We start from the raw sequence: 18290 nt of genomic DNA on the forward strand, positions 1-18290 counted from the left end.
GACGGAAAACCGTTTCACACTTTTCCTGGAATTGGCTTAGGCAGCGGGTTCGAAGACGATGCTGCGCTGATCCGGATCGGCCGAGACCAGCTTTAGCGTGAGACTATCGCCCTGCCTGAGCCCGGAGGCCTTCACATTGGCCACGACAGGCATGTCGGCAAGCTGCACGCGCACGCCATGGTCGACGATATCGGTGACGGCGGCCTTGAAAATTTCACCCTCATGTCCCTTGAGCATCACCGCCTCGGCGAGGTCGATGGCCGCGTGGCTGATCTGCGAAGCGCGGGCATCCGCACGCCCCATCACCTTCGGCAACCTGGCGAAGGCGTCGGTAACCGCCTGCGGCACGGGCTGGCCGTTGACGATCGCCAGCGCGCAGCGCACGACGTAGCGGTCGGCCAGCCGCCTGAGCGGCGCGGTGGCATGGGCATAGGTCGCGGCCATCGCCTCATGCCAGGGGACGACGCCCTCCTGGTAGGGCTGGTAGGACGCGCCATTGCCCGCGCGGCGGATTTCCAGCATCAGCGCGGCCTGTTTCGGATCGGCCGGATCGAGCGTGCGCTGATAGTCGCGCAGGCTGGCGGAGGCCGGCCAGGACAGGCCGAGCGCCTGTGCCGCGTTTCGCAGCCGTTGCACCTTGGAAGCGTCCGGCCCCGACATCACCCGGAACAACCCGGTCTTGTGCGCCAGCATGGCGTCGGCGATCGCCATGTTGGCGGCCAGCGAAAGCGCGGCATTGTCCTGCTCGGATTGCAGCAGCGGCCGGAACGAAAGCCGGAACGTGCCGTCGGCTTGCCTGTCCACCTCTTGCTCGGGCGGATCGACGCGCGAAGCGCCGCGGCGCTCCTCGTTTGCCGCCATGCGCCGCGCCAGTTCCGCGAAGCCGGCCGGAACGTCGGAGGCCTTGACGCTGTCATAGGCGAGCTTGGCGCGGCTTTGGATGATCGCCCGCTCCGCGCCATCCAGTTTCACCGCACCGTCCCCGGCAACCCGGATGGTGAAGATGACCGCGGGACGCGGTCCATCGGGCAACAGGCTCGCCGCCGCCTCGGCAAGCAGGGGCGGGTAGAGCCCGGCCTTGCCGTCCGGCAAATAAAGCGTCTCGCCGCGGTTCCAGGCTTCGATATCCACCGCATCGCCGTCCTCGACGAACCAGGCCACGTCGGCAATGGCATAATGCAAGAGAAGATCGCCGCCGCTGGCCTCGATCGAGAAGGCCTGGTCGAGGTCGGTGGAACTCGCGGGGTCGAGCGTGACGAAGGGCACTGCAGTACGGTCGGCATGCTGCCCGGGCACACGCCTTGCCGCCGCCTGCGCCGCGGTCGCCACCTCCGGCGGAAATCCATCCGGCACGTGGAACTCGGTGCGGATTTTCGCAAGTCCGGTGGAGAGTGCCTGTGAGGGGTCGGTCAGCGATTTCATATCGTTGTCCTACACTGGCGTTCCCGGCACGGGAAGGCGTGCCAATGAAACCGCCAAGGCCGGATGAGCATATGCCGGCGCTGGAACTGCCGCTGCGGCGCGGCGTTCTCCTATGATCAGAGGAGAAACGCCATGCCCGCCACTTCGCAAGCCCAGCAAAAGGCCGCTGGTGCGGCCCTTTCCGCCAAGCGCGGCGAGATCAAGAAAAGCGAACTCAAGGGCGCTTCGCGCGAGATGTATGAATCGATGAGCGAGAAGCAGCTCGAGGAATTCGCCGAAACCAAGCGCAAGGGGTTGCCTGGCAAGAAATCCGGGAATTGAGCTCGCCCCGAGTCCAGGCGCCAAGATGATAGAAGGCCCGCGAAACGCGTTGCGGGCCTTAGGATTCGTCTTTTGGATATCGGTTGACTACCAGACGCGGCCGCGGCAGCTCTGCGCCCTTATGAACACCAGTTTGCGGTGACCGTTGCGCCAGACGTATCTCTTTATCTTGACCCAGTGGCACACCGGCTTTGGATGCGCCGCCGCCGGTCCCGACGCCAGCGCGATCGATCCCGCGAGCATCGCGATGCCGGCCAAGGCAAGGAAAAACTTCTTCATGTCAACGGGCTCCCTCTGGCTCCAGTCGTCTTGGTGCCGTTGGCGCAAAACTTCCCGCGACATCGGCATCGCATCGACGTCCTGAACTGTACAAGGCTGCCTTGCGCCACGCCATTCACGAGCTTGACACCGACTGAATCTCCCTTTAACAGGCCCACCAACACCGGGTGGCGACGCCCGGTGGTTTCTTTTGACGTGTCCCGTGGGTTTTCCGTCGCTTTGCGTGGGAAACCCTGTCAGGTCTCGAAAACGGAGGCCAGAGGAGGGCGCGTTTCCTTCGCCCGGAGCCATGGGGTTCCGGGTATATTGTTTTGAAAGGGAATGCGATGAGCAAGCGCGAATCCGCGAAATACAAGATCGACCGCCGTCTTGGCGAAAACATCTGGGGCCGCCCGAAGTCCCCGGTCAACAAGCGTGAATACGGCCCCGGCCAGCACGGCCAGCGCCGCAAGGGCAAGCTTTCCGACTTCGGCCTGCAGCTGCGCGCCAAGCAGAAGCTGAAGGGTCACTATGGCGACGTTTCGGAAAAGCAGTTCCGCAAGGTTTATGAAGAGGCCAACCGCCGCAAGGGCGACACCTCCGAGAACCTGATCGGCCTGCTGGAGTCGCGCCTCGACGCGATCGTCTATCGCGCCAAGTTCGTGCCGACCATCTTCGCCGCCCGTCAGTTCGTCAACCACGGCCATGTCAACGTCAACGGCAAGCGCACCAACATCGGTTCGTATCGCTGCAAGCCGGGCGACGTCATCGAGGTGCGCGAGAAGTCGAAGCAGCTCGTCATCGTGCTGGAATCGGTCGCTCTCGCCGAGCGCGACGTGCCGGATTATATCGAAGCCGACCATAACAAGATGACCGCGACCTTCGCTCGCGTTCCGGGCCTGTCGGACGTTCCGTTCGCCGTGCAGATGGAACCGAACCTCGTGGTCGAATTCTACTCGCGCTGATCGGTATCGATCAGCCGCAACGTTCAAGGCCGCCTCTCGAGGCGGCCTTTTCTTTGGCGCCCATGTCCGCTAATTCGGGCGCCAACAGAACCATGGGGCCGGCGCCATGAACATGCTGCCAGATGTCAAATCGCTTGAGCCGATCGCCGATGAGGCCGAAGGCGGCTTCCATCCGCTGTTCCGCGACGTGCCGTCCTCCGTTGAGTTCAACAAGCTGCGCAAGCGGCTCTTGAAGCTCACCCGCCAGGCGATCGAGGATTTCGCCATGGTGAAGCCGGGCGAACGCTGGCTGGTGGCGCTTTCCGGCGGCAAGGATTCCTACGGCCTGCTTGCCTTGTTGCTCGACCTCAAATGGCGCGGCCTGCTGCCGGTCGAGCTGCTTGCCTGCAATCTCGACCAGGGCCAGCCGAATTTCCCTAAGCACATCCTGCCCGACTATCTCAACGCCAACGGCATCGCGCACCGCATCGAATACCAGGACACCTATTCAGTGGTGACCGACAAGCTGCCGGAGGGCAGCACCTACTGCTCGCTCTGCTCGCGGCTGCGGCGTGGCCATCTCTACCGGATCGCGCGCGAGGAGGGATGTTCGGCGCTGGTGCTTGGCCACCATCGCGAGGACATCCTCGAGACCTTCTTCATGAACCTGTTCCATGGCGGGCGCCTCGCCGCCATGCCGCCCAAGCTCCTCAATGACGAGGGCGACGTTATGGTGCTGCGGCCGCTTGCGTATAGTGCTGAGGCCGACCTGGAGAAATTCGCTAACGCCATGAAATTCCCGATCATTCCCTGCGACCTGTGCGGCAGCCAGGAAGGGCTGCAGCGCAACGCCATGAAGGCGATGCTCGACGATATCGAGAAGCGCATGCCGGGCCGCAAGGACACGATGATCCGCGCCATGACCAATGTAAGGCCCTCGCATCTGTTGGACAGGAAGCTGTTCGACTTCGCAGGGCTCGCCACGAACCCAGGACAAGACATTTCCGATGAGATTTGACGATAAAGCGATCGACTGGCTGGCCGAGCTTCTGGCCGACGCGGCAAAGGCCGAAATCATGCCGCGCTTCCGCCGGTTGGGCGAGGGGGATGTGCGCCAGAAGACGTCCGCCGCCGACCTCGTCACCGAGGCGGACGTCAACGCCGAAAGGCTGATCACCGCCCGGCTGCGCGAACGCTATCCCGATGCCATGGTGGTCGGCGAGGAGGCTTGCTCCGACAACCCGGCGCTGCTGTCGGGCCTTGGAGATGCCGCGCTTGCCTTCGTCATCGATCCGGTCGACGGCACCTTCAACTTTGCCTCCGGCGTGCCGCTGTTCGGCGTCATGGCCGGCGTCGTCGTCAACGGCGAAACAGTCGCCGGCATCATCCACGATCCGGTCGGCAAGGACTGGCTGATCGGCGCCAAGGGCGCTGGCAGCCATATCCGCCACGCGCATGGCGCGCTGGAGAAGGTGGGCGTCGCGGAACCTGTGCCGATGTCGCAGATGACCGGCGCCGTTTCCTGGCAGTTTCTCGAGGAGCCTGAGCGCTCGCGGCTTGCCCGCAACCAGACCAAGACGCTGTCGCAATTCGCCTATCGCTGCGCGGCGCATGAATATCGATTGCTGGCGAGTGGTCACGCGCATTTCGTGCTCTACAACAAGCTGATGCCCTGGGATCATCTGGCAGGCGCGCTGATCCATCAGGAAGCTGGCGGCCATGTCGCGCGCATCGACGGCAGCGCCTACCTGCCGTCGCATGTCGATGGTGGGCTGCTGGTGGCGCCGGACAAGCAAAGCTGGAGCGAGCTGCGCCGCGAGCTCTGGGCCGATTAGGATCGATTCCGTTGCCGGGCTGGGGCGGCCGAACCCCCTGGCTCTGCATAGAATCGGAGGGTGCCAATGAATTTCCGCTACGTGCTGGCGGCTTTTGCTTTCGCCTTGATTGCGAGCCCGGGTTGCGGGAAGGCCCAGGCACAGCAACGCGCCTGCGGCAGCCGCGACCCGGTCAACTCGATCGCGGAGATGTCGGGCGCTATCTACGCGTGCTGGCAACCGCCCGCCGGAACCGGCGGCATGTCGCTGACCTTGTGCTTCTCCCTTCGCCGCGACGGAACGCTTGTCGGCAAGCCGCGTGCAACCTTCTCCAAGCTGGGGCCGGACGACCGTTTGAACAAGGCTTTCGTTGCTTCGGTGCTCGAGGCCCTCAACAAGGAACTGCCGGTGCCTTTCACCAAAGGCATGGGTGGCGCGATCGCGGGGCGCGTACTTTGCCCGCTTTTCAGGGCGGCGGCGGAAGGCAGATCCTGACTTCGTAGCGGCGACGATCAGTGCAGATCGGTGACGTGCCCCGAAACGGGGGGATTGTGGGGCTGGAACATCCTGCCCCGTTCGGCAATCAGGATCATCAGCAAAGCCGCGACCGAGACGCTGCAGAAGCCGGCGGCCAGGGGGGTCACGGTACCGTTATAGGCCTGGCCGATCGCCGCGCCGATGAGGGCGCCGAGAAAAGTCTGCATGAAACCAAGGATGGATGCCGCCGTGCCGGCGAGCTCGCCGAGCGGCTCCATGGCCAAGGCGTTGAAATTCGCGCCCAGTCCGCCGAAGGGCAGCATCGCGCCGGCAAAAAAGGTGACGAAAAGCCAGAGCGGCATCTGCATCTCCAGCGAAACCACCAGCCAGGCAAGGCTGATGCACAGAAAGATGAGCAGCGCGCCTTGCGACAGGCGGCGCATGCCGATCTGTCCGACCAATCGCGAATTGAGATAGTTGGAGAAGGCGAGCACACCGGCGACGCCGGCAAATATCAGCGGGAACAATTCGCCGACGTGAAAGATGTCGATGTAGATCTGCTGCGCCGAACTGATGAAGCCGAACATGGCGGCGAAAATGAACGTGCTGGCAAAGGCGTAGCAAAGCGTGAGCCGATTGGTGAGTACGATGCGGAAGCCGCCCAGCACGGACGCTACCGTCAGCTGCCGGCGATATTCGGGATGCAGCGTCTCCGGCAGGCGCAGCAGGGCCCAGGTCGAAACGATCAACGCGCCGATGGCCATGGTCACGAAAATCCAGTGCCAACTGGCGAACAGCATGACGAACTGGCCGATGCCGGGCGCGATGACGGGGATGGCCATGAACACCATGAAGATCAGCGACATAACCTCGGCCATGCGCCGGCCCTCGAACGTGTCGCGCACGATCGAGACGGCGATGACGCGGGTTGCGGCCGCGCCGATGCCCTGGATGAGACGCCAGGTCAGCAACAGGGCGAAACTGGGCGCTATGGCGGCGGCAGCCGCGGCCACCACATAGACGACCAGGCCAAAGACCAGTGGCGTGCGGCGTCCGAAGCGGTCCGAAATGGGCCCGAACAAAAGCTGCCCGCCGCCGAAGCCGAGCATATAGGCGGTGATGACATATTGGCGGTGGTTCTCGCTCTCGACGCCAAGCGAGGCGCCGATCTGCTGCAGCGCCGGCAGCATGATGTCGATGGCCAGGGAGTTGAGCGCCATCAGCGCTGCGCAGAGCGCGATGAATTCCCAGCGCGGAATGGGCAAGCTGCTTGCCCGTTGCGACGCTTCTACCTGCTTGTCCACGGCAAAGTCCGATCTTTCAAACGAACAAGCGCCGGCTGGCCGGCGCATTGGTTCGTCTCATCCCCGAGATTCGGGGTTTATGAATTGCCGAGGTGGGGGCAGCCCCGGGTGGTGCTTGCCGGCTGGAGGTTTTGCCACCGCGCCGGCGAGCAAAAATTGAATCAGGCGGCGCCTTTGACGCTGACGCCCTTTTCGACCAGGAAGTCCTGCAACTCGCCGGCCTGGAACATCTCGCGCACGATGTCGCAACCGCCGACGAATTCACCCTTCACATAGAGCTGCGGGATGGTCGGCCAGTTCGAATAGTCCTTGATGCCCTGGCGCAGTTCGGCAGAGTCGAGCACGTTGACGCCTTTGTAGTCGGCCCCGATGTAGTCGAGGATCTGCACCACCTGGCCGGAGAAGCCGCATTGCGGGAAGCCGGGCGTGCCCTTCATGAAGAGCACGACGTCATTGCTCTTCACTTCATTGTCGATGTAGTCGCTGATGCCGGTCATGGACAATCCTTTCACGCCTGTGGAAGTCAGGCTCGAAGCATGTCCTTCAAATAAACCCATAGGGTGGCTGAAACAAGACGTTAGCCGCGACGCTACTTGAATGGCGCAAGGGATAACGCGATTTTGGGCCAAGCCTGAGGGACGGCAGCGCTCAGTCGGGGACGCTTGTCTGCAGCGCCAGCGCGTGCAGCACGCCGCCCATATTGCCCTTCAGCGCATCATAGACCATCTGGTGCTGCTGGACACGGCTTTTGCCCCGGAAACTCTCGGCCACCACTTCGGCCGCATAGTGGTCGCCGTCACCGGCCAGGTCGCGGATCGTCACCTTGGCGTCCGGAATGCCTTCCTTGATCAGTTTTTCGATGTCGTGGGCATCCATTGCCATGGCAAAATCCTGTTTCAAGCGGGCAGGCTGTCTGTGTGACTCGGCGTGAGCCTAAAGCCTTTCCAGCCTGGATTGAAGCCGTTCCGTCGGGTGAGGCAGCCTATGGGTTATCCTGGCTCGAATGAACGACGCCGTCTTCGGTGATGTCATCGCGCGTCGAATAGGCGCGGCCGAGGCTGAAAACCAGCACGTAGAGCGGGATGTTGATCAACAGGCCGACGATCGGAAGATAGCTCGTCATCTGCCATGCGGGTGAGAAGAAGGGCTGGCCGTAGCCGTCGCAGGTCAAGGATGTGCCATAGTCCCAGACCGCCCCGATCACCGCGGCGACGGCGAAGAGCTTGATGCAGGTCGCAACGTGCCTTGCTCGCCCCGGCTCTGGAGAAAGCCTGCTCCAGAGCACCAGGCAGACGATCGGAACCGCGTAGATCAGGGTCTGCACGACGAGCATCGGCAGCGTGCCGTTGGCCGCGGCAAGGAACTCGGCGCGGGTTTCCAGTCGCGGACAGACCTCGCTGGAAGTCGTCGACAGCAGGAACAGGACGAACGGTCCGAGAAACCAGAAGAAGAACAGGCACGGCCAGAAGACGACTGCGACCAGCGCCTTGGCGGTAAGCCTCGTCAACTGGCCTGATCCATGAAGCGCGGGAACCAGCCTTCATGGGCGGCGGTCAGCTCGCTGACCGGGATCGACCGTGCGTCGCCGAGCTTCAATTCACGTCCGCCGGTGGTGCCGATCCAGGGCGCGAAGATGCCGAGCTTCTCCTGCTGCTGGCGGATCCTCTCCCATTCGCCGCTTTGCGGGTCAATCGACAGCGTCAGCAGATAGCGCCCCTGATCCTCGCCGAACCAGACCGGAATCGGGTCGGTGCCGGTGAGGCCCGGAATGGTGGCGCCGATGCCAGAGGCCATCGCCATTTCGGCGAGCGCTATCGCCAGGCCGCCATCGGACAGGTCGTGGGCGGCGGTCACGATGCCGGACGCGATCAGCGAGCGCACGTGGTCGCCGACGCGCTTCTCATGGTCGAGATCGACAGGCGGCGGCGGACCGTCGGTGCGGCCATGGATGTCTCGCATATAGACGGACTGGCCGAGATGGCTGCCCCAGCTCGGCGGCGCGCCGACCAACACGATCATCTGGCCCTCGGCGGCAAAGCCGATGCGCGCCATCTTCGACCAGTCGGCGATGAGGCCAACGCCGCCGATGGTCGGCGTGGGCAGGATGCCGCGGCCATTGGTTTCGTTGTAGAGCGAGACATTGCCGGAGACGATTGGGAAGCCCAGCGCGCGGCAGGCATCGCCGATGCCTTTGATGGCCCCGACGAACTGGCCCATGATCTCGGGCCGCTCCGGATTGCCGAAATTGAGGTTGTCGGTGGCGGCGAGCGGCAGGGCGCCGGTCGCCGTCAGGTTGCGCCAGGATTCGGCCACGGCCTGCTTGCCGCCTTCGTACGGGTCGGCCTCGCAATAGCGCGGCGTGACGTCGGAGGAGAAGGCGAGCGCCTTGGTCGGATGGCCTTCGACGCGCACGACGCCGGCATCGCCGCCGGGAAGCTGCAGCGAATTGCCCTGGATCAGCGTGTCGTACTGCTCCCACACCCAGCGGCGCGAGGAGAGGTCCGGTCCGCCGAGCATTTTCAGCAGCGCGTCGGCGACATCGGCCTTTGGCGCATCGTTCGCGGCCAGCGGCGCCGGCTTCTTCGTTTCGACCCAGGGGCGGTCATATTCCGGCGCCTGGTCGCCCAGCTCCTTGATCGGCAAATTGGCGACCTCGTCGCCCTGATGGATGACGCGGAAGCGCAGATCATCGGTGGTCTTGCCGACGATGGCGAAGTCGAGCCCCCATTTGCGGAAGATCGCCTCGGCTTCCTCTTCCTTCTCGGGGCGCAGCACCATCAGCATGCGCTCCTGGCTCTCCGACAACATCATCTCATAAGCGCTCATGCGCTCCTCGCGCACGGGCACCTTGTCGAGGTCGAGCTCGATGCCGAGGTCGCCCTTGGCGCCCATCTCGACAGCCGAGCAGGTGAGGCCGGCGGCACCCATGTCCTGGATGGCGATGACGGCGCCGGACGCCATCAGCTCGAGACAGGCTTCCAGCAGGCATTTCTCGGTGAAGGGGTCGCCGACCTGCACGGTCGGGCGCTTCTCCTCGATCTTGTCGTCGAATTCGGCCGAAGCCATGGTGGCGCCGCCGACGCCGTCGCGCCCGGTCTTGGCGCCGAGATAGACGACCGGCAGGCCGACGCCCTTGGCCTGCGACAGGAAGATGGCGTTGGTCTTGGCAAGGCCCGCCGCGAAGGCGTTGACCAGGATGTTGCCGTTGTAGCGCGCGTCGAAATTGACCTCGCCGCCGACGGTCGGCACGCCGAAGGAATTGCCGTAGCCGCCGACGCCGGAAACCACGCCGGCAACGAGATGCCGGGTCTTGGGATGGTCCGGCGCGCCGAAGCGCAGCGCGTTCATCGCCGCGATCGGCCGCGCGCCCATGGTGAAGACGTCGCGCAGGATGCCGCCGACGCCGGTCGCCGCACCCTGATAAGGTTCGATGTAGGACGGGTGGTTGTGGCTCTCCATCTTGAAGACGACGCAGTCGCCGTCGCCGATGTCGACGACGCCGGCATTCTCGCCTGGGCCCTGGATGACCTGCGGGCCACTCGTCGGCAGGGTGCGCAGCCATTTCTTCGAGGACTTGTAGGAGCAGTGCTCGTTCCACATCGCCGAGAAGATGCCGAGCTCGGTGAAGCTTGGCTCGCGGCCGACCAGATCGAGGATGCGCTGGTATTCATCGGGCTTCAGCCCATGCGCGGCGACGAGCTCGGGGGTGATCGGCACGGAATTGGAAATGGTCATGAGCGGCGATTTTTGTCCGTGGGAGAGGGGAGGTTCTTTGAGTCTCCTCTTATCGCAAGCTTTCGCGCGATACACCCCCACTAGATAGGGAAAACGCCGGAAAACCGCCACTGCTGGCGACGCTCAAGGTCCGAGGCTTGCCGGCTCGGTCAGGAAAAACTGTCGTAGCCGGCGCGGCCTTCATCGAGCAGGCGGCGGATGACCGCGACGCCGCCGGCGACATCCTTGCTTTGCCGGGGTTGCGACACGCCAAAGCGCACGCCGTGAAAGACCTGCTCGGAGCGGCCGGCCTTGAACTCGTCCTCATCGTCGATGAGCACGCCTTGCGCCAGGCAGGCGTTCTTGAAGGTGCCGGACAGCCACGGGTCCGGCAAGGTCAGCCAGACGAAGGGCACGTTGTCACGCGCCTTGAAGTCGAACCCCGCCAGCACGTCACGCACGATAGCGAGGCGCGCCTGGATTTCGGCAATGCAGCGCTTGCGGATCTCGCCCGCCTGGCCGGACGCCACCAGCCTCGTGCCGACCTCGGCCAGCAGGAAAGGCAGGCCGCCGGTCATCATCTTGTGGGCGACACGGATGCGGTGCCGGTAAGCCGACGGGCAGGAGAGCCAGCCGCCGCGCACACCTGCCGCGACGGATTTGGACAGGCCACCGGCGACGATCGTGCGCTCGGGCGCATATTCTGCCAGCAGCGGCGTTGGGTCGTCGGTGAGCTCGCCGTAAAGGTCATCCTCGATCAGCGCAACATTGTACTCGCGCGCGATCTTTGCGATCGCCTGTCGCCGCTCCGCCGACAATGTCACCAGGGTCGGGTTCTTCGCGGTTGGCATCAGGAACATCACTTTTGGATGCTTCTGCGCGCAGACGCGCTCGAAATCATCCGGGTCGATGCCGTCCTCGTCAGTCGAAACCAGCGCCGTGCGGCGGCCGATCAGCCCGGCGCTGCGCGCGATCTGCGAATAAGTGAGGTGCTCGAAGACCACGTAGTCGCCGGGCATGGTCAGCGCCGCGATCGCCGCCATGACCGCGGCGTGGGTGCCCAGCGTCGGCACGATCGAATCGGGCGAGGGGCGGAAGGCATTGCGCGCCAGCCAGCGGCTTCCTGCTTCATACCACCGTTCGGGAAAATCCCGCGTGTAGCTCGAAATGTCGTGCGGATGCTCCTGCGCCGTGCGCGCCAGCATGTCGGCGATCACCGCGCCCTGGCCGACATCGGGCGCGGCGGTGCTGTCGAGGCGCAGCTTGCCGCTCGGCGCGTCGATGGCGCGCGTGCCTTGCAAGCTTGGCTCGACATCGGATTTCGGGGTGTCGGCGCGCTGGGCGAGCACATAGGTGCCGCGACCGACCTCGCCGCTCACCAGACCGCGTTCGCGCAGCAGCTGATAGGCCCTGCCGATGGTGCCGACGGTCGTGCCGATGTCATAGGCGAGGTCGCGCTGCGGCGGCAGTTTTGCACCGGCATCGATGACGCCCTTGTCGATATCTGACTCAATGCTGTCAGCAAGACGCTGATAGAGCGGACCGGAGCCAGAGGAGAGGTCAGGGAGCCAATTTGTCATGGTGACAATTTTCTATATTGCACCGCGTGATGAGTCAATCCATATCGGATCTGCGATTGAAAAGGTACAATCGAGACAAGGCAGAATGGCAATGGGTACAATCGAGACAATTCGCCACGCCGACCCGGCGTTTGGCGCGCAAACCGATCCTCAGAACCGTCGCGGCTTTATCGGCCGCCTGGTATTTGTGCTCCGTTCCGTTGCCAAACAAATCGATCGCATGCTGGAGCGCCGGCGCGGCCGCCTTGCGCTGATGGAGATGACGGACGATCAGTTGAAGGACATCGGCATCTCGCGTTGTGACGCCCACCGCGAAGGCATCAGGTCGTTCTGGGAGTGACGACCTATCCCATGCGGGTTGCGGGTTTTGCCCGCAACCGGCCAATGCCGTGATCGACAAGCACGGCGAGCACGCTCAATCCGATGAACAGGGCTGTGACGCCCAAAGCCGAAACGGCGACGCTGGCCGCGCCGTTCTTGGCTACGTCAAGGAACGGGTAGGGCACTTCACCGGCGAATGGCGCGCGTATCAGCGTGCAGGCGAGATAGGCCAGCGGATAGATCATCCACCAGGAGATATCGCGCCAGCGCGTGCTGCCATCGGCGCCTGCGATGAGCCACCACCCGACGAACACAAACGGCGTGACGTAGTGGAGCAGGATGTCGCAGAGCAGGAACAGGCCTTGCGGTTGCCAAAGCCTTGCCAGCACGGTTGTGTAGACGATGAAGACCAGCATGATGGCGACCGCGACGCCGGCCCGCACGCGCGGCCCGGCAAAGGCCGGGAACCAGGCATAGCCGGCCGGCGAGACCAGCGCGGCATGCACCATCACCGCGGCGGAGTTGGTCAGGACGGTGAAGAAGCTGAAATAGAAGACGATCGAGCCCAGCAAGGTGCGTCCCGCCGCCATCGATGCCGGTATGGTGATGGCGAATTGCAGGACAAGCGCAACCAACCCGATAACCAGCCCCGCGATCTGCAGGAACCGGCCCATCGCAAGCTCAGGCGGCAGCCGCGCAGGACGGATTGCCGGCCTGCCAGCGGGCGATATCGGAGCCGATGCGGGCGCCGAGGGGCTCATTCATCAGCGGCCCGAACACGTCGACGCGGCTGGAATTGCCCTGCGCCTGCACGACCAGCAGCGGCTTGCCGCCATAATGCTTGGCGGGCACCAGCAGGAAGCGCGGCGTGCCGCTGTACGAATTGAGTTCGTTGGCCATCTGGTAGGCCTTGAAGGCCGGATCCTTGCTGGCGATCCAGCATTTATGCGCCGAAATGGCGACCTGTTCCATGGCCAGCAGCGAGGCGCTCTTGCCTGACGGTGCCGGCGTTGTCTTGGGGTTGGACTGGCAGGAAGCCAAGGCGAGCCCGCCGGCGGCCAGGAGAGCAAGGCGAGCGATCGTCAGTCTCATGGTCAGTCCGCCCTTGCGTTCCGATAGGATATTAAAGGATCAAGCCGCGATGCCGAGCGTGCTTTCGAACAGCGCTCGCCCGTCATTGCCGCCATGCGCCGCTTCGATCAGGTTTTCGGGATGCGGCATCAGGCCGAGCACGTTGCCCTTGTCGTTGACGATGCCGGCAATGTCATTGATCGAGCCGTTGGGATTGGTGCCTTCGGCATAGCGGAATACCACCTGGCCTTCGCCTTCGAGCCGGGCAAGCGTCTCGGCATCGGCGAAGTAATTGCCGTCGTGATGCGCCACAGGCGAGCGGATGATCTGTCCGGGACGGTAGCGGCGGGTGAACATGGTGTTGGCGTTGGCGATCTCAAGCTTCACCTGCCGGCAGACGAATTTCAGCGAGGCATTGCGCATCAGCGCCCCGGGAAGCAGCCCTGCCTCGACCAGGATCTGGAAGCCGTTGCAGACGCCGATGACGGTGACGCCCTTGGCGGCCTTTTCGGCGACCGCCCGCATCACCGGCATGCGCGCCGCGATCGCGCCGCAGCGCAGATAGTCGCCGAAGGAGAAGCCGCCGGGGATGGCGATCAGGTCGACATCGGGGATTTCGGTGTCGGTCTGCCAGACGGTCGCCGGCGCCTGGCCGGAAATCTTGGTCAATGCCGCGATCATATCGCGGTCGCGGTTGAGGCCAGGCAGGAGGACGACGGCTGATTTCATTGTCAGGCGATCTCCACCGCGTAATTCTCAATCACCGTGTTCGCCAGAAGCTTGTCGCACATGGCCTTGAGGTCGGCTTCGGCCTTGGCCTTGTCGGTCCCCGTGAGCTCGATGTCGAACACCTTGCCCTGGCGCACCTGGCCGACGCCGTCGAAGCCCAGCCCGGAAAGCGCATGCTCAATCGCCTTGCCCTGCGGGTCGAGAACGCCGTTCTTGAGGGTCACGGTGATACGGGCTTTCATCGATACTCCTGGGCAGACGGTCGTTAGGGAAAAGAGGCCCGCCATTGTCGGGCGGGCCGCCTGGTAATCAGTGCTTCAGGCCCTTGGGCGGCTCGGAGGAGGCGACGAGCACCGGGCCCATCGGGCGCGGCGGCTCGTTCTCGTTGATGATGCCGAGACGGCGGGCAACTTCCTGATAGGCTTCGACCAGGCCGCCCATGTCGCGGCGGAAGCGGTCCTTGTCGAGCTTGTCCTGGGTGGCGACGTCCCACAGCCGGCAGGAATCCGGCGAGATCTCGTCAGCGACGACGATGCGCATCATGTCGCCCTCGAACAGGCGGCCACACTCGATCTTGAAGTCGACGAGCTGGATGCCCACGCCGAGGAACAGGCCGGACAGGAAGTCGTTGACGCGGATGGCCAAGGCCATGATGTCGTCGATTTCCTGAGGGCTCGCCCAGCCGAAGGCGGTGATGTGCTCTTCCGACACCATCGGGTCGTCGAGCGCGTCGGCCTTGTAGTAGAATTCGATGATCGAGCGCGGCAACACCGTGCCTTCCTCGATGCCGAGGCGCTTGGACAGCGAGCCGGCGGCGACATTTCGCACGACGACCTCGAGCGGAATGATCTCGACTTCCTTGATCAGCTGCTCGCGCATGTTGAGCCGGCGGATGAAATGGGTCGGGATGCCCATGCGGTTCAGATGGTTGAAGATGTGCTCGGAAATGCGGTTGTTGAGCACGCCCTTGCCATCGACCACTTCGTGCTTCTTCTTGTTGAAGGCGGTGGCATCGTCCTTGAAAAACTGGATCAGCGTCCCCGGCTCAGGTCCTTCATAGAGGATCTTGGCCTTGCCTTCATAAATGCGGCGGCGATTTTTCATTTGATTTTTTCTCTGGATCTGCGGACAGGCGGCAAAGTGACCGGTTCCTGTCCGTCTGCCTAAATTAGTATGGCGAAGGCGGCGTTCAATGCCGGTGTTATCGCAATCGCCTTGTTTGCTCAATCGGCAAATCCCGCGAATCAACCGCTTTCGGAACCGAAATGCCGCAGCGCAGCATGCGACGAAGCATATTGACCGGCCCGCGGCCTTTTGGTTTGTGCATGCCCATCACACATATTCACTGCCAAGCGAATCGGATTGATCGGAGGGACGTTATGAGCAGCATGAAAGACCGCGAAGAGGGTTTTGAGCGCAAATTCGCCTTCGATGAGGAACTTCGCTTCAAAGCCTCGGCGCGCCGCAACAAGGCGCTTGGCCTGTGGGCCGCCGAGAAGCTCGGTAAATCCGGCGCCGATGCCGAAGCCTATGCCAAGGAAGTGGTGGTCTCCGACATCGAGGAAGCAGGCGACCACGACGTTTTCCGCAAGATCCGCAAGGATTTCGACGCCGCCGGCGTTGACCAATCCGACCATCAGATCCGCCGCACCATGGACGAGCTGATGGCGCAGGCGATCGAGCAGATCAAGAACAGCTGAGCTGTGCGGGCATGATGTTGCCGGAAAGCCGCTTCACGCTTTTCGGTATCGTGCTCTATCTCTTTGTTTTTACGCAATTCCGGACGGAAAACCGTTACACACTTTTCCTGGAATTGCTCTGACTGGACCAATCGACCGCCCGGCAAAATCGGGCGGTTTTTCTTTGCCTTAACGCCGTTTCCGGCCGAAACTGCCGATCGTCAACGAGGAAAGTTCCGATGTCGCTCAAATCCCGCCTGGCCGCCGACGAAACGCTGTTCACCGCCTGGTCGGGCGTCCCGGACGCGCTGACGGTCGAGATCATCGCCAAGCAGGGTTTTGACGCCGTCACCCTCGACATGCAGCATGGCGGCCACCACGAGGACAGCGTGCTGCGCGGCCTGGTGCCGGTTCTGGCCGCCAACAAGCCGGCGCTGGTGCGCATTCCGGTCGGGCGCTTCGACATGGCGAGCCGGGCGCTCGATTTCGGTGCCGAGGCGGTGATTGCGCCGATGGTGAACTCCGTGGCCGAGGCAAGGCAGTTCGCCGCCGCGATGAAATATCCGCCGCTGGGCGAACGTTCCTGGGGCCCGACCTATGCCTTCCCGCGCCACGGCAAGGGCGACCATGCCGAGTGGCTGCGCGACACGAACCAGCGCACCATGGCTTTCGCCATGATCGAGACGCGGGGGGCCCTCGATGCATTGGACGGTATCCTGGATACGCCCGGTATCGACGGCATCTTCGTCGGTCCGTCGGATTTCTCGATCGCCTGGTCGAACGGCGCCACCGTCAGCTCGACGCTGGAGAGCATGATGGAGACGGTCGCGTCGATCGCCGAGCGGACGCGCAAGGCCGGCAAGCATGCCGCGATCTATGTCATCGAGCCGGCGATTGCCGGGCGCGTCGTGTCGATGGGCTTTCGGCTTCTCGCCATGGGCTCGGACCACACGCTGATCTCGCTCGGCGCGAAGACGCTGCTGAAGAGCATGCGGGATTCGATCGGTTCTTGAGGACCGGCCTTACGGCTGCTTCAGTTCCGTCAGGAATTTGGCGAAGGTCATCGAACCCTCGGGCCAGGGGCCGAAGCCGGCGTCATGGTTGAGATGGCCGGCCTCGCCGGCATCGATGAAGAGCGATCCCCAGGCGGCGGCAATGTCCTCGGCGACCTCAAAGGCGCAGAACGGATCGTTGCGGCTGGCGATCACGATGGACGGAAAGGGCAGGGGATCGCGCGAATAAGGGCCGAAGGTCATCAGATGCCTCGGCCTGATTTCCGGATTGGAGACGTCGGGTGGTGCCACGAAAAAGGCGCCGGCGACCGGCTTCTTGAATTGCGGGATAGCCTGCACCGCCGCCGCGACGCCAAGCGAGTGCGCGACAAGCACCACCGGCCGCTCGGCCTCGTTGACGGCGTTCGCTACGCTCGCCGTCCAGTCCTCGCGCACGGGCTTGGTCCATTCCGCCTGCTCGACACGGCGCGCCGTCGACAATTTCGACTGCCAGCGGGTCTGCCAGTGCTCGGGACCGGAATTGGTGTAGCCCGGCACGATCAGGATATCTGCGTCTTTGACTTTCATGGCGCCGATGTAGCGAGCGGTCCTGCCGCCTGCAACCCTGCTTGCATATCGATCGATATCACAATTGTGAACAACCTGTTCTATTCTTGCCGTCTTGTGTGAACGATCGCAATCGACGATTTGAAAGGAGAGCAAGGAACAAGAGCTGGCGGCCTGGAAAATCCCATCTTGGGAAGTGTCGCCCGAACGGAGAGTTTTGATGAGTGAACTGCCTTTTGCCGCGACCACCCCGGTCAGCGTTTCGCGTGTCGGGCTGAAGGCGCGCGACGCCGAGAGCCTGGCCTCCTATTACCGCGCTGTCGTCGGCCTGCAGGAACTGAGCCGAGCCGGAGGCGCGATCACGCTTGGCACCGCCAACCGGCCATTGCTGGTGCTTGAACAGGATTCTTCGGCCAAGCCGGACGATCCACGCAGCGCCGGACTTTTCCACACGGCTTTCCTTTTGCCGTCGCGTGCCGATCTCGGCCGCTGGATCGGCCACGCCGTCGCCAACCGTATCGGCATCGAGGGCGCGTCGGACCATCTGGTCAGCGAGGCGCTTTACCTGACCGACCCGGAGGGCAACGGCATCGAGATCTATGCCGACCGCCGCCCGCTGGACTGGAAATGGAACGGCGACCGGATAGCGATGGCGACCGAGCGGCTGAACCTGCCAGCGGTTGTCGGCAGCGTACCGGAGGGCGATGCCGGCTGGCAGGGCGCGCCGGAGAACACCATCGTCGGCCATGTGCATCTGCGCGTCGGCCGGCCGGAAGATGCGGAGGCCTGGTGGCATGACCAGTTCGGCTTCGACACCGTCGCCAAATATGGCGCCCAGGCGGTGTTCCTGTCGTCCGGCCATTACCACCACCATATCGGCGCCAATGCCTGGCAGAGCGCCGGCGCCGGCCGCCGCGATCCGTCCCGCTCAGGCCTCGCCTGGGTCGAGATGCGCTCGGACAATGTAAAGGCCGAGACGAGCCGCGAGGATCCGTGGGGCACGGTGATCAGGACCGTGCCTGGGAAGGCGTGAGCGAGGCGTTCGTGACCGCGTTTTTCTCCCCGTCACTATACGGGGAGAAATGCCCGGCAGGGCA

Annotated in this window: 23 protein-coding genes; 9 read left to right on the plus strand and 14 right to left on the minus strand. The window is 63.6% G+C overall.

The window, feature by feature from the left end:
- Positions 1 to 36 precede the first annotated feature (36 nt).
- Entirely contained in the window at positions 37 to 1422 is a 1386-nt protein-coding gene (locus RFM41_RS18235) for an RNB domain-containing ribonuclease (RefSeq protein WP_320244904.1), read from the minus strand.
- A 132-nt stretch (positions 1423 to 1554) separates the two neighbouring features.
- Here RFM41_RS18235 and RFM41_RS18240 point away from each other — a divergent pair, with 132 nt between their 5' ends.
- Positions 1555 to 1743: a DUF3008 family protein gene (locus tag RFM41_RS18240; RefSeq protein ID WP_320244906.1), complete on the plus strand. Its 189-nt coding sequence runs from the start codon at positions 1555 to 1557 to the stop codon at positions 1741 to 1743.
- Positions 1744 to 1830: 87 nt separating this feature from the next.
- Here RFM41_RS18240 and RFM41_RS18245 read toward each other — a convergent pair whose 3' ends face one another.
- On the minus strand, positions 1831 to 2022 hold the full coding sequence (locus tag RFM41_RS18245) for a hypothetical protein (RefSeq protein WP_320244908.1): 192 nt from the start codon (positions 2020 to 2022) through the stop codon (positions 1831 to 1833).
- Between the two features lie 326 nt (positions 2023 to 2348).
- On the opposite strand from RFM41_RS18245, the gene rpsD reads away from it, so the two are divergent.
- The 4 genes from rpsD (at position 2349) to RFM41_RS18265 (ending at position 5254) form a co-directional block, all read left to right on the plus strand.
- Positions 2349 to 2966, plus strand: coding sequence for a 30S ribosomal protein S4 (rpsD, locus tag RFM41_RS18250; protein WP_040981269.1), 618 nt, complete (start codon positions 2349 to 2351; stop codon positions 2964 to 2966).
- A gap of 106 nt (positions 2967 to 3072) precedes the next feature.
- Complete coding sequence (ttcA, locus tag RFM41_RS18255; protein WP_320244915.1) at positions 3073 to 3963, plus strand: tRNA 2-thiocytidine(32) synthetase TtcA; 891 nt, start codon at positions 3073 to 3075, stop codon at positions 3961 to 3963.
- Complete coding sequence (locus RFM41_RS18260) at positions 3953 to 4780, plus strand: inositol monophosphatase family protein (RefSeq protein WP_320244917.1); 828 nt, start codon at positions 3953 to 3955, stop codon at positions 4778 to 4780. The genes ttcA and RFM41_RS18260 overlap by 11 nt, the downstream gene beginning before the upstream one ends.
- Before the next feature lie 66 nt (positions 4781 to 4846).
- Positions 4847 to 5254, plus strand: a complete 408-nt coding sequence (locus tag RFM41_RS18265) for a UCP034077 family protein (RefSeq protein ID WP_320319283.1) — start codon at positions 4847 to 4849, stop codon at positions 5252 to 5254.
- Between the two features lie 17 nt (positions 5255 to 5271).
- Here the strand turns inward: RFM41_RS18265 and RFM41_RS18270 are convergent, their stop codons facing one another.
- The 6 genes from RFM41_RS18270 to RFM41_RS18295 form a co-directional block, all read right to left on the minus strand.
- A complete protein-coding gene (locus tag RFM41_RS18270; protein ID WP_430691479.1) occupies positions 5272 to 6495 on the minus strand; it encodes a multidrug effflux MFS transporter in 1224 nt (407 codons plus the stop codon).
- 206 nt (positions 6496 to 6701) lie between these two features.
- The gene (gene grxD / locus RFM41_RS18275; protein WP_040981263.1) at positions 6702 to 7037 is read right to left on the minus strand and encodes a Grx4 family monothiol glutaredoxin; all 336 of its coding nucleotides are present in this window, start codon (positions 7035 to 7037) and stop codon (positions 6702 to 6704) included.
- Positions 7038 to 7188: 151 nt separating this feature from the next.
- Positions 7189 to 7422 carry a BolA/IbaG family iron-sulfur metabolism protein gene (locus RFM41_RS18280; protein ID WP_006206026.1) on the minus strand — a complete coding sequence of 78 codons (234 nt, stop codon included), beginning with the start codon at positions 7420 to 7422 and terminating at the stop codon, positions 7189 to 7191.
- 100 nt (positions 7423 to 7522) lie between these two features.
- The gene (locus tag RFM41_RS18285) at positions 7523 to 8047 is read right to left on the minus strand and encodes a hypothetical protein (RefSeq protein WP_320244927.1); all 525 of its coding nucleotides are present in this window, start codon (positions 8045 to 8047) and stop codon (positions 7523 to 7525) included.
- Complete coding sequence (gene purL, locus RFM41_RS18290) at positions 8044 to 10275, minus strand: phosphoribosylformylglycinamidine synthase subunit PurL (protein WP_320244929.1); 2232 nt, start codon at positions 10273 to 10275, stop codon at positions 8044 to 8046. The genes RFM41_RS18285 and purL overlap by 4 nt, the downstream gene beginning before the upstream one ends.
- A 149-nt stretch (positions 10276 to 10424) precedes the next feature.
- Positions 10425 to 11834: an aminotransferase-like domain-containing protein gene (locus RFM41_RS18295; RefSeq protein WP_320244930.1), complete on the minus strand. Its 1410-nt coding sequence runs from the start codon at positions 11832 to 11834 to the stop codon at positions 10425 to 10427.
- On the opposite strand from RFM41_RS18295, the gene RFM41_RS18300 reads away from it, so the two are divergent.
- Positions 11833 to 12174: a DUF1127 domain-containing protein gene (locus RFM41_RS18300; protein ID WP_430691474.1), complete on the plus strand. Its 342-nt coding sequence runs from the start codon at positions 11833 to 11835 to the stop codon at positions 12172 to 12174. The two genes, RFM41_RS18295 and RFM41_RS18300, sit on opposite strands and share 2 nt — an antisense overlap.
- A 4-nt stretch (positions 12175 to 12178) precedes the next feature.
- Here RFM41_RS18300 and RFM41_RS18305 read toward each other — a convergent pair whose 3' ends face one another.
- The 5 genes from RFM41_RS18305 to purC form a co-directional block, all read right to left on the minus strand.
- Positions 12179 to 12829 (minus strand): Pr6Pr family membrane protein, encoded by a 651-nt coding sequence (locus RFM41_RS18305; RefSeq protein ID WP_320244932.1) that lies wholly within the window; start codon positions 12827 to 12829, stop codon positions 12179 to 12181.
- A gap of 7 nt (positions 12830 to 12836) precedes the next feature.
- Positions 12837 to 13247: a hypothetical protein gene (locus RFM41_RS18310; RefSeq protein ID WP_320244934.1), complete on the minus strand. Its 411-nt coding sequence runs from the start codon at positions 13245 to 13247 to the stop codon at positions 12837 to 12839.
- Positions 13248 to 13286: 39 nt separating this feature from the next.
- The gene (gene purQ / locus RFM41_RS18315) at positions 13287 to 13955 is read right to left on the minus strand and encodes a phosphoribosylformylglycinamidine synthase subunit PurQ (protein WP_320244936.1); all 669 of its coding nucleotides are present in this window, start codon (positions 13953 to 13955) and stop codon (positions 13287 to 13289) included.
- Positions 13956 to 13957: 2 nt separating this feature from the next.
- Positions 13958 to 14197, minus strand: coding sequence for a phosphoribosylformylglycinamidine synthase subunit PurS (gene purS / locus RFM41_RS18320; protein ID WP_040995386.1), 240 nt, complete (start codon positions 14195 to 14197; stop codon positions 13958 to 13960).
- A 67-nt stretch (positions 14198 to 14264) separates the two neighbouring features.
- Positions 14265 to 15059 carry a phosphoribosylaminoimidazolesuccinocarboxamide synthase gene (purC, locus tag RFM41_RS18325; RefSeq protein WP_040981242.1) on the minus strand — a complete coding sequence of 265 codons (795 nt, stop codon included), beginning with the start codon at positions 15057 to 15059 and terminating at the stop codon, positions 14265 to 14267.
- 275 nt (positions 15060 to 15334) lie between these two features.
- On the opposite strand from purC, the gene RFM41_RS18330 reads away from it, so the two are divergent.
- Positions 15335 to 15655 (plus strand): DUF1476 domain-containing protein, encoded by a 321-nt coding sequence (locus tag RFM41_RS18330; RefSeq protein ID WP_320244940.1) that lies wholly within the window; start codon positions 15335 to 15337, stop codon positions 15653 to 15655.
- A 218-nt stretch (positions 15656 to 15873) separates the two neighbouring features.
- On the plus strand, positions 15874 to 16647 hold the full coding sequence (locus RFM41_RS18335; RefSeq protein ID WP_320244941.1) for an HpcH/HpaI aldolase family protein: 774 nt from the start codon (positions 15874 to 15876) through the stop codon (positions 16645 to 16647).
- A 9-nt stretch (positions 16648 to 16656) separates the two neighbouring features.
- Here RFM41_RS18335 and RFM41_RS18340 read toward each other — a convergent pair whose 3' ends face one another.
- Positions 16657 to 17214 carry an RBBP9/YdeN family alpha/beta hydrolase gene (locus RFM41_RS18340; RefSeq protein ID WP_127237145.1) on the minus strand — a complete coding sequence of 186 codons (558 nt, stop codon included), beginning with the start codon at positions 17212 to 17214 and terminating at the stop codon, positions 16657 to 16659.
- Positions 17215 to 17413: 199 nt separating this feature from the next.
- Between RFM41_RS18340 and RFM41_RS18345 the strand changes: the two genes are divergently transcribed.
- Positions 17414 to 18226 carry a VOC family protein gene (locus RFM41_RS18345; RefSeq protein WP_320244942.1) on the plus strand — a complete coding sequence of 271 codons (813 nt, stop codon included), beginning with the start codon at positions 17414 to 17416 and terminating at the stop codon, positions 18224 to 18226.
- Positions 18227 to 18290: the final 64 nt, after the last annotated feature.

The sequence above is a fragment of the Mesorhizobium vachelliae genome, assembly GCF_033977325.1.
Taxonomy (GTDB): domain Bacteria; phylum Pseudomonadota; class Alphaproteobacteria; order Rhizobiales; family Rhizobiaceae; genus Mesorhizobium; species Mesorhizobium vachelliae.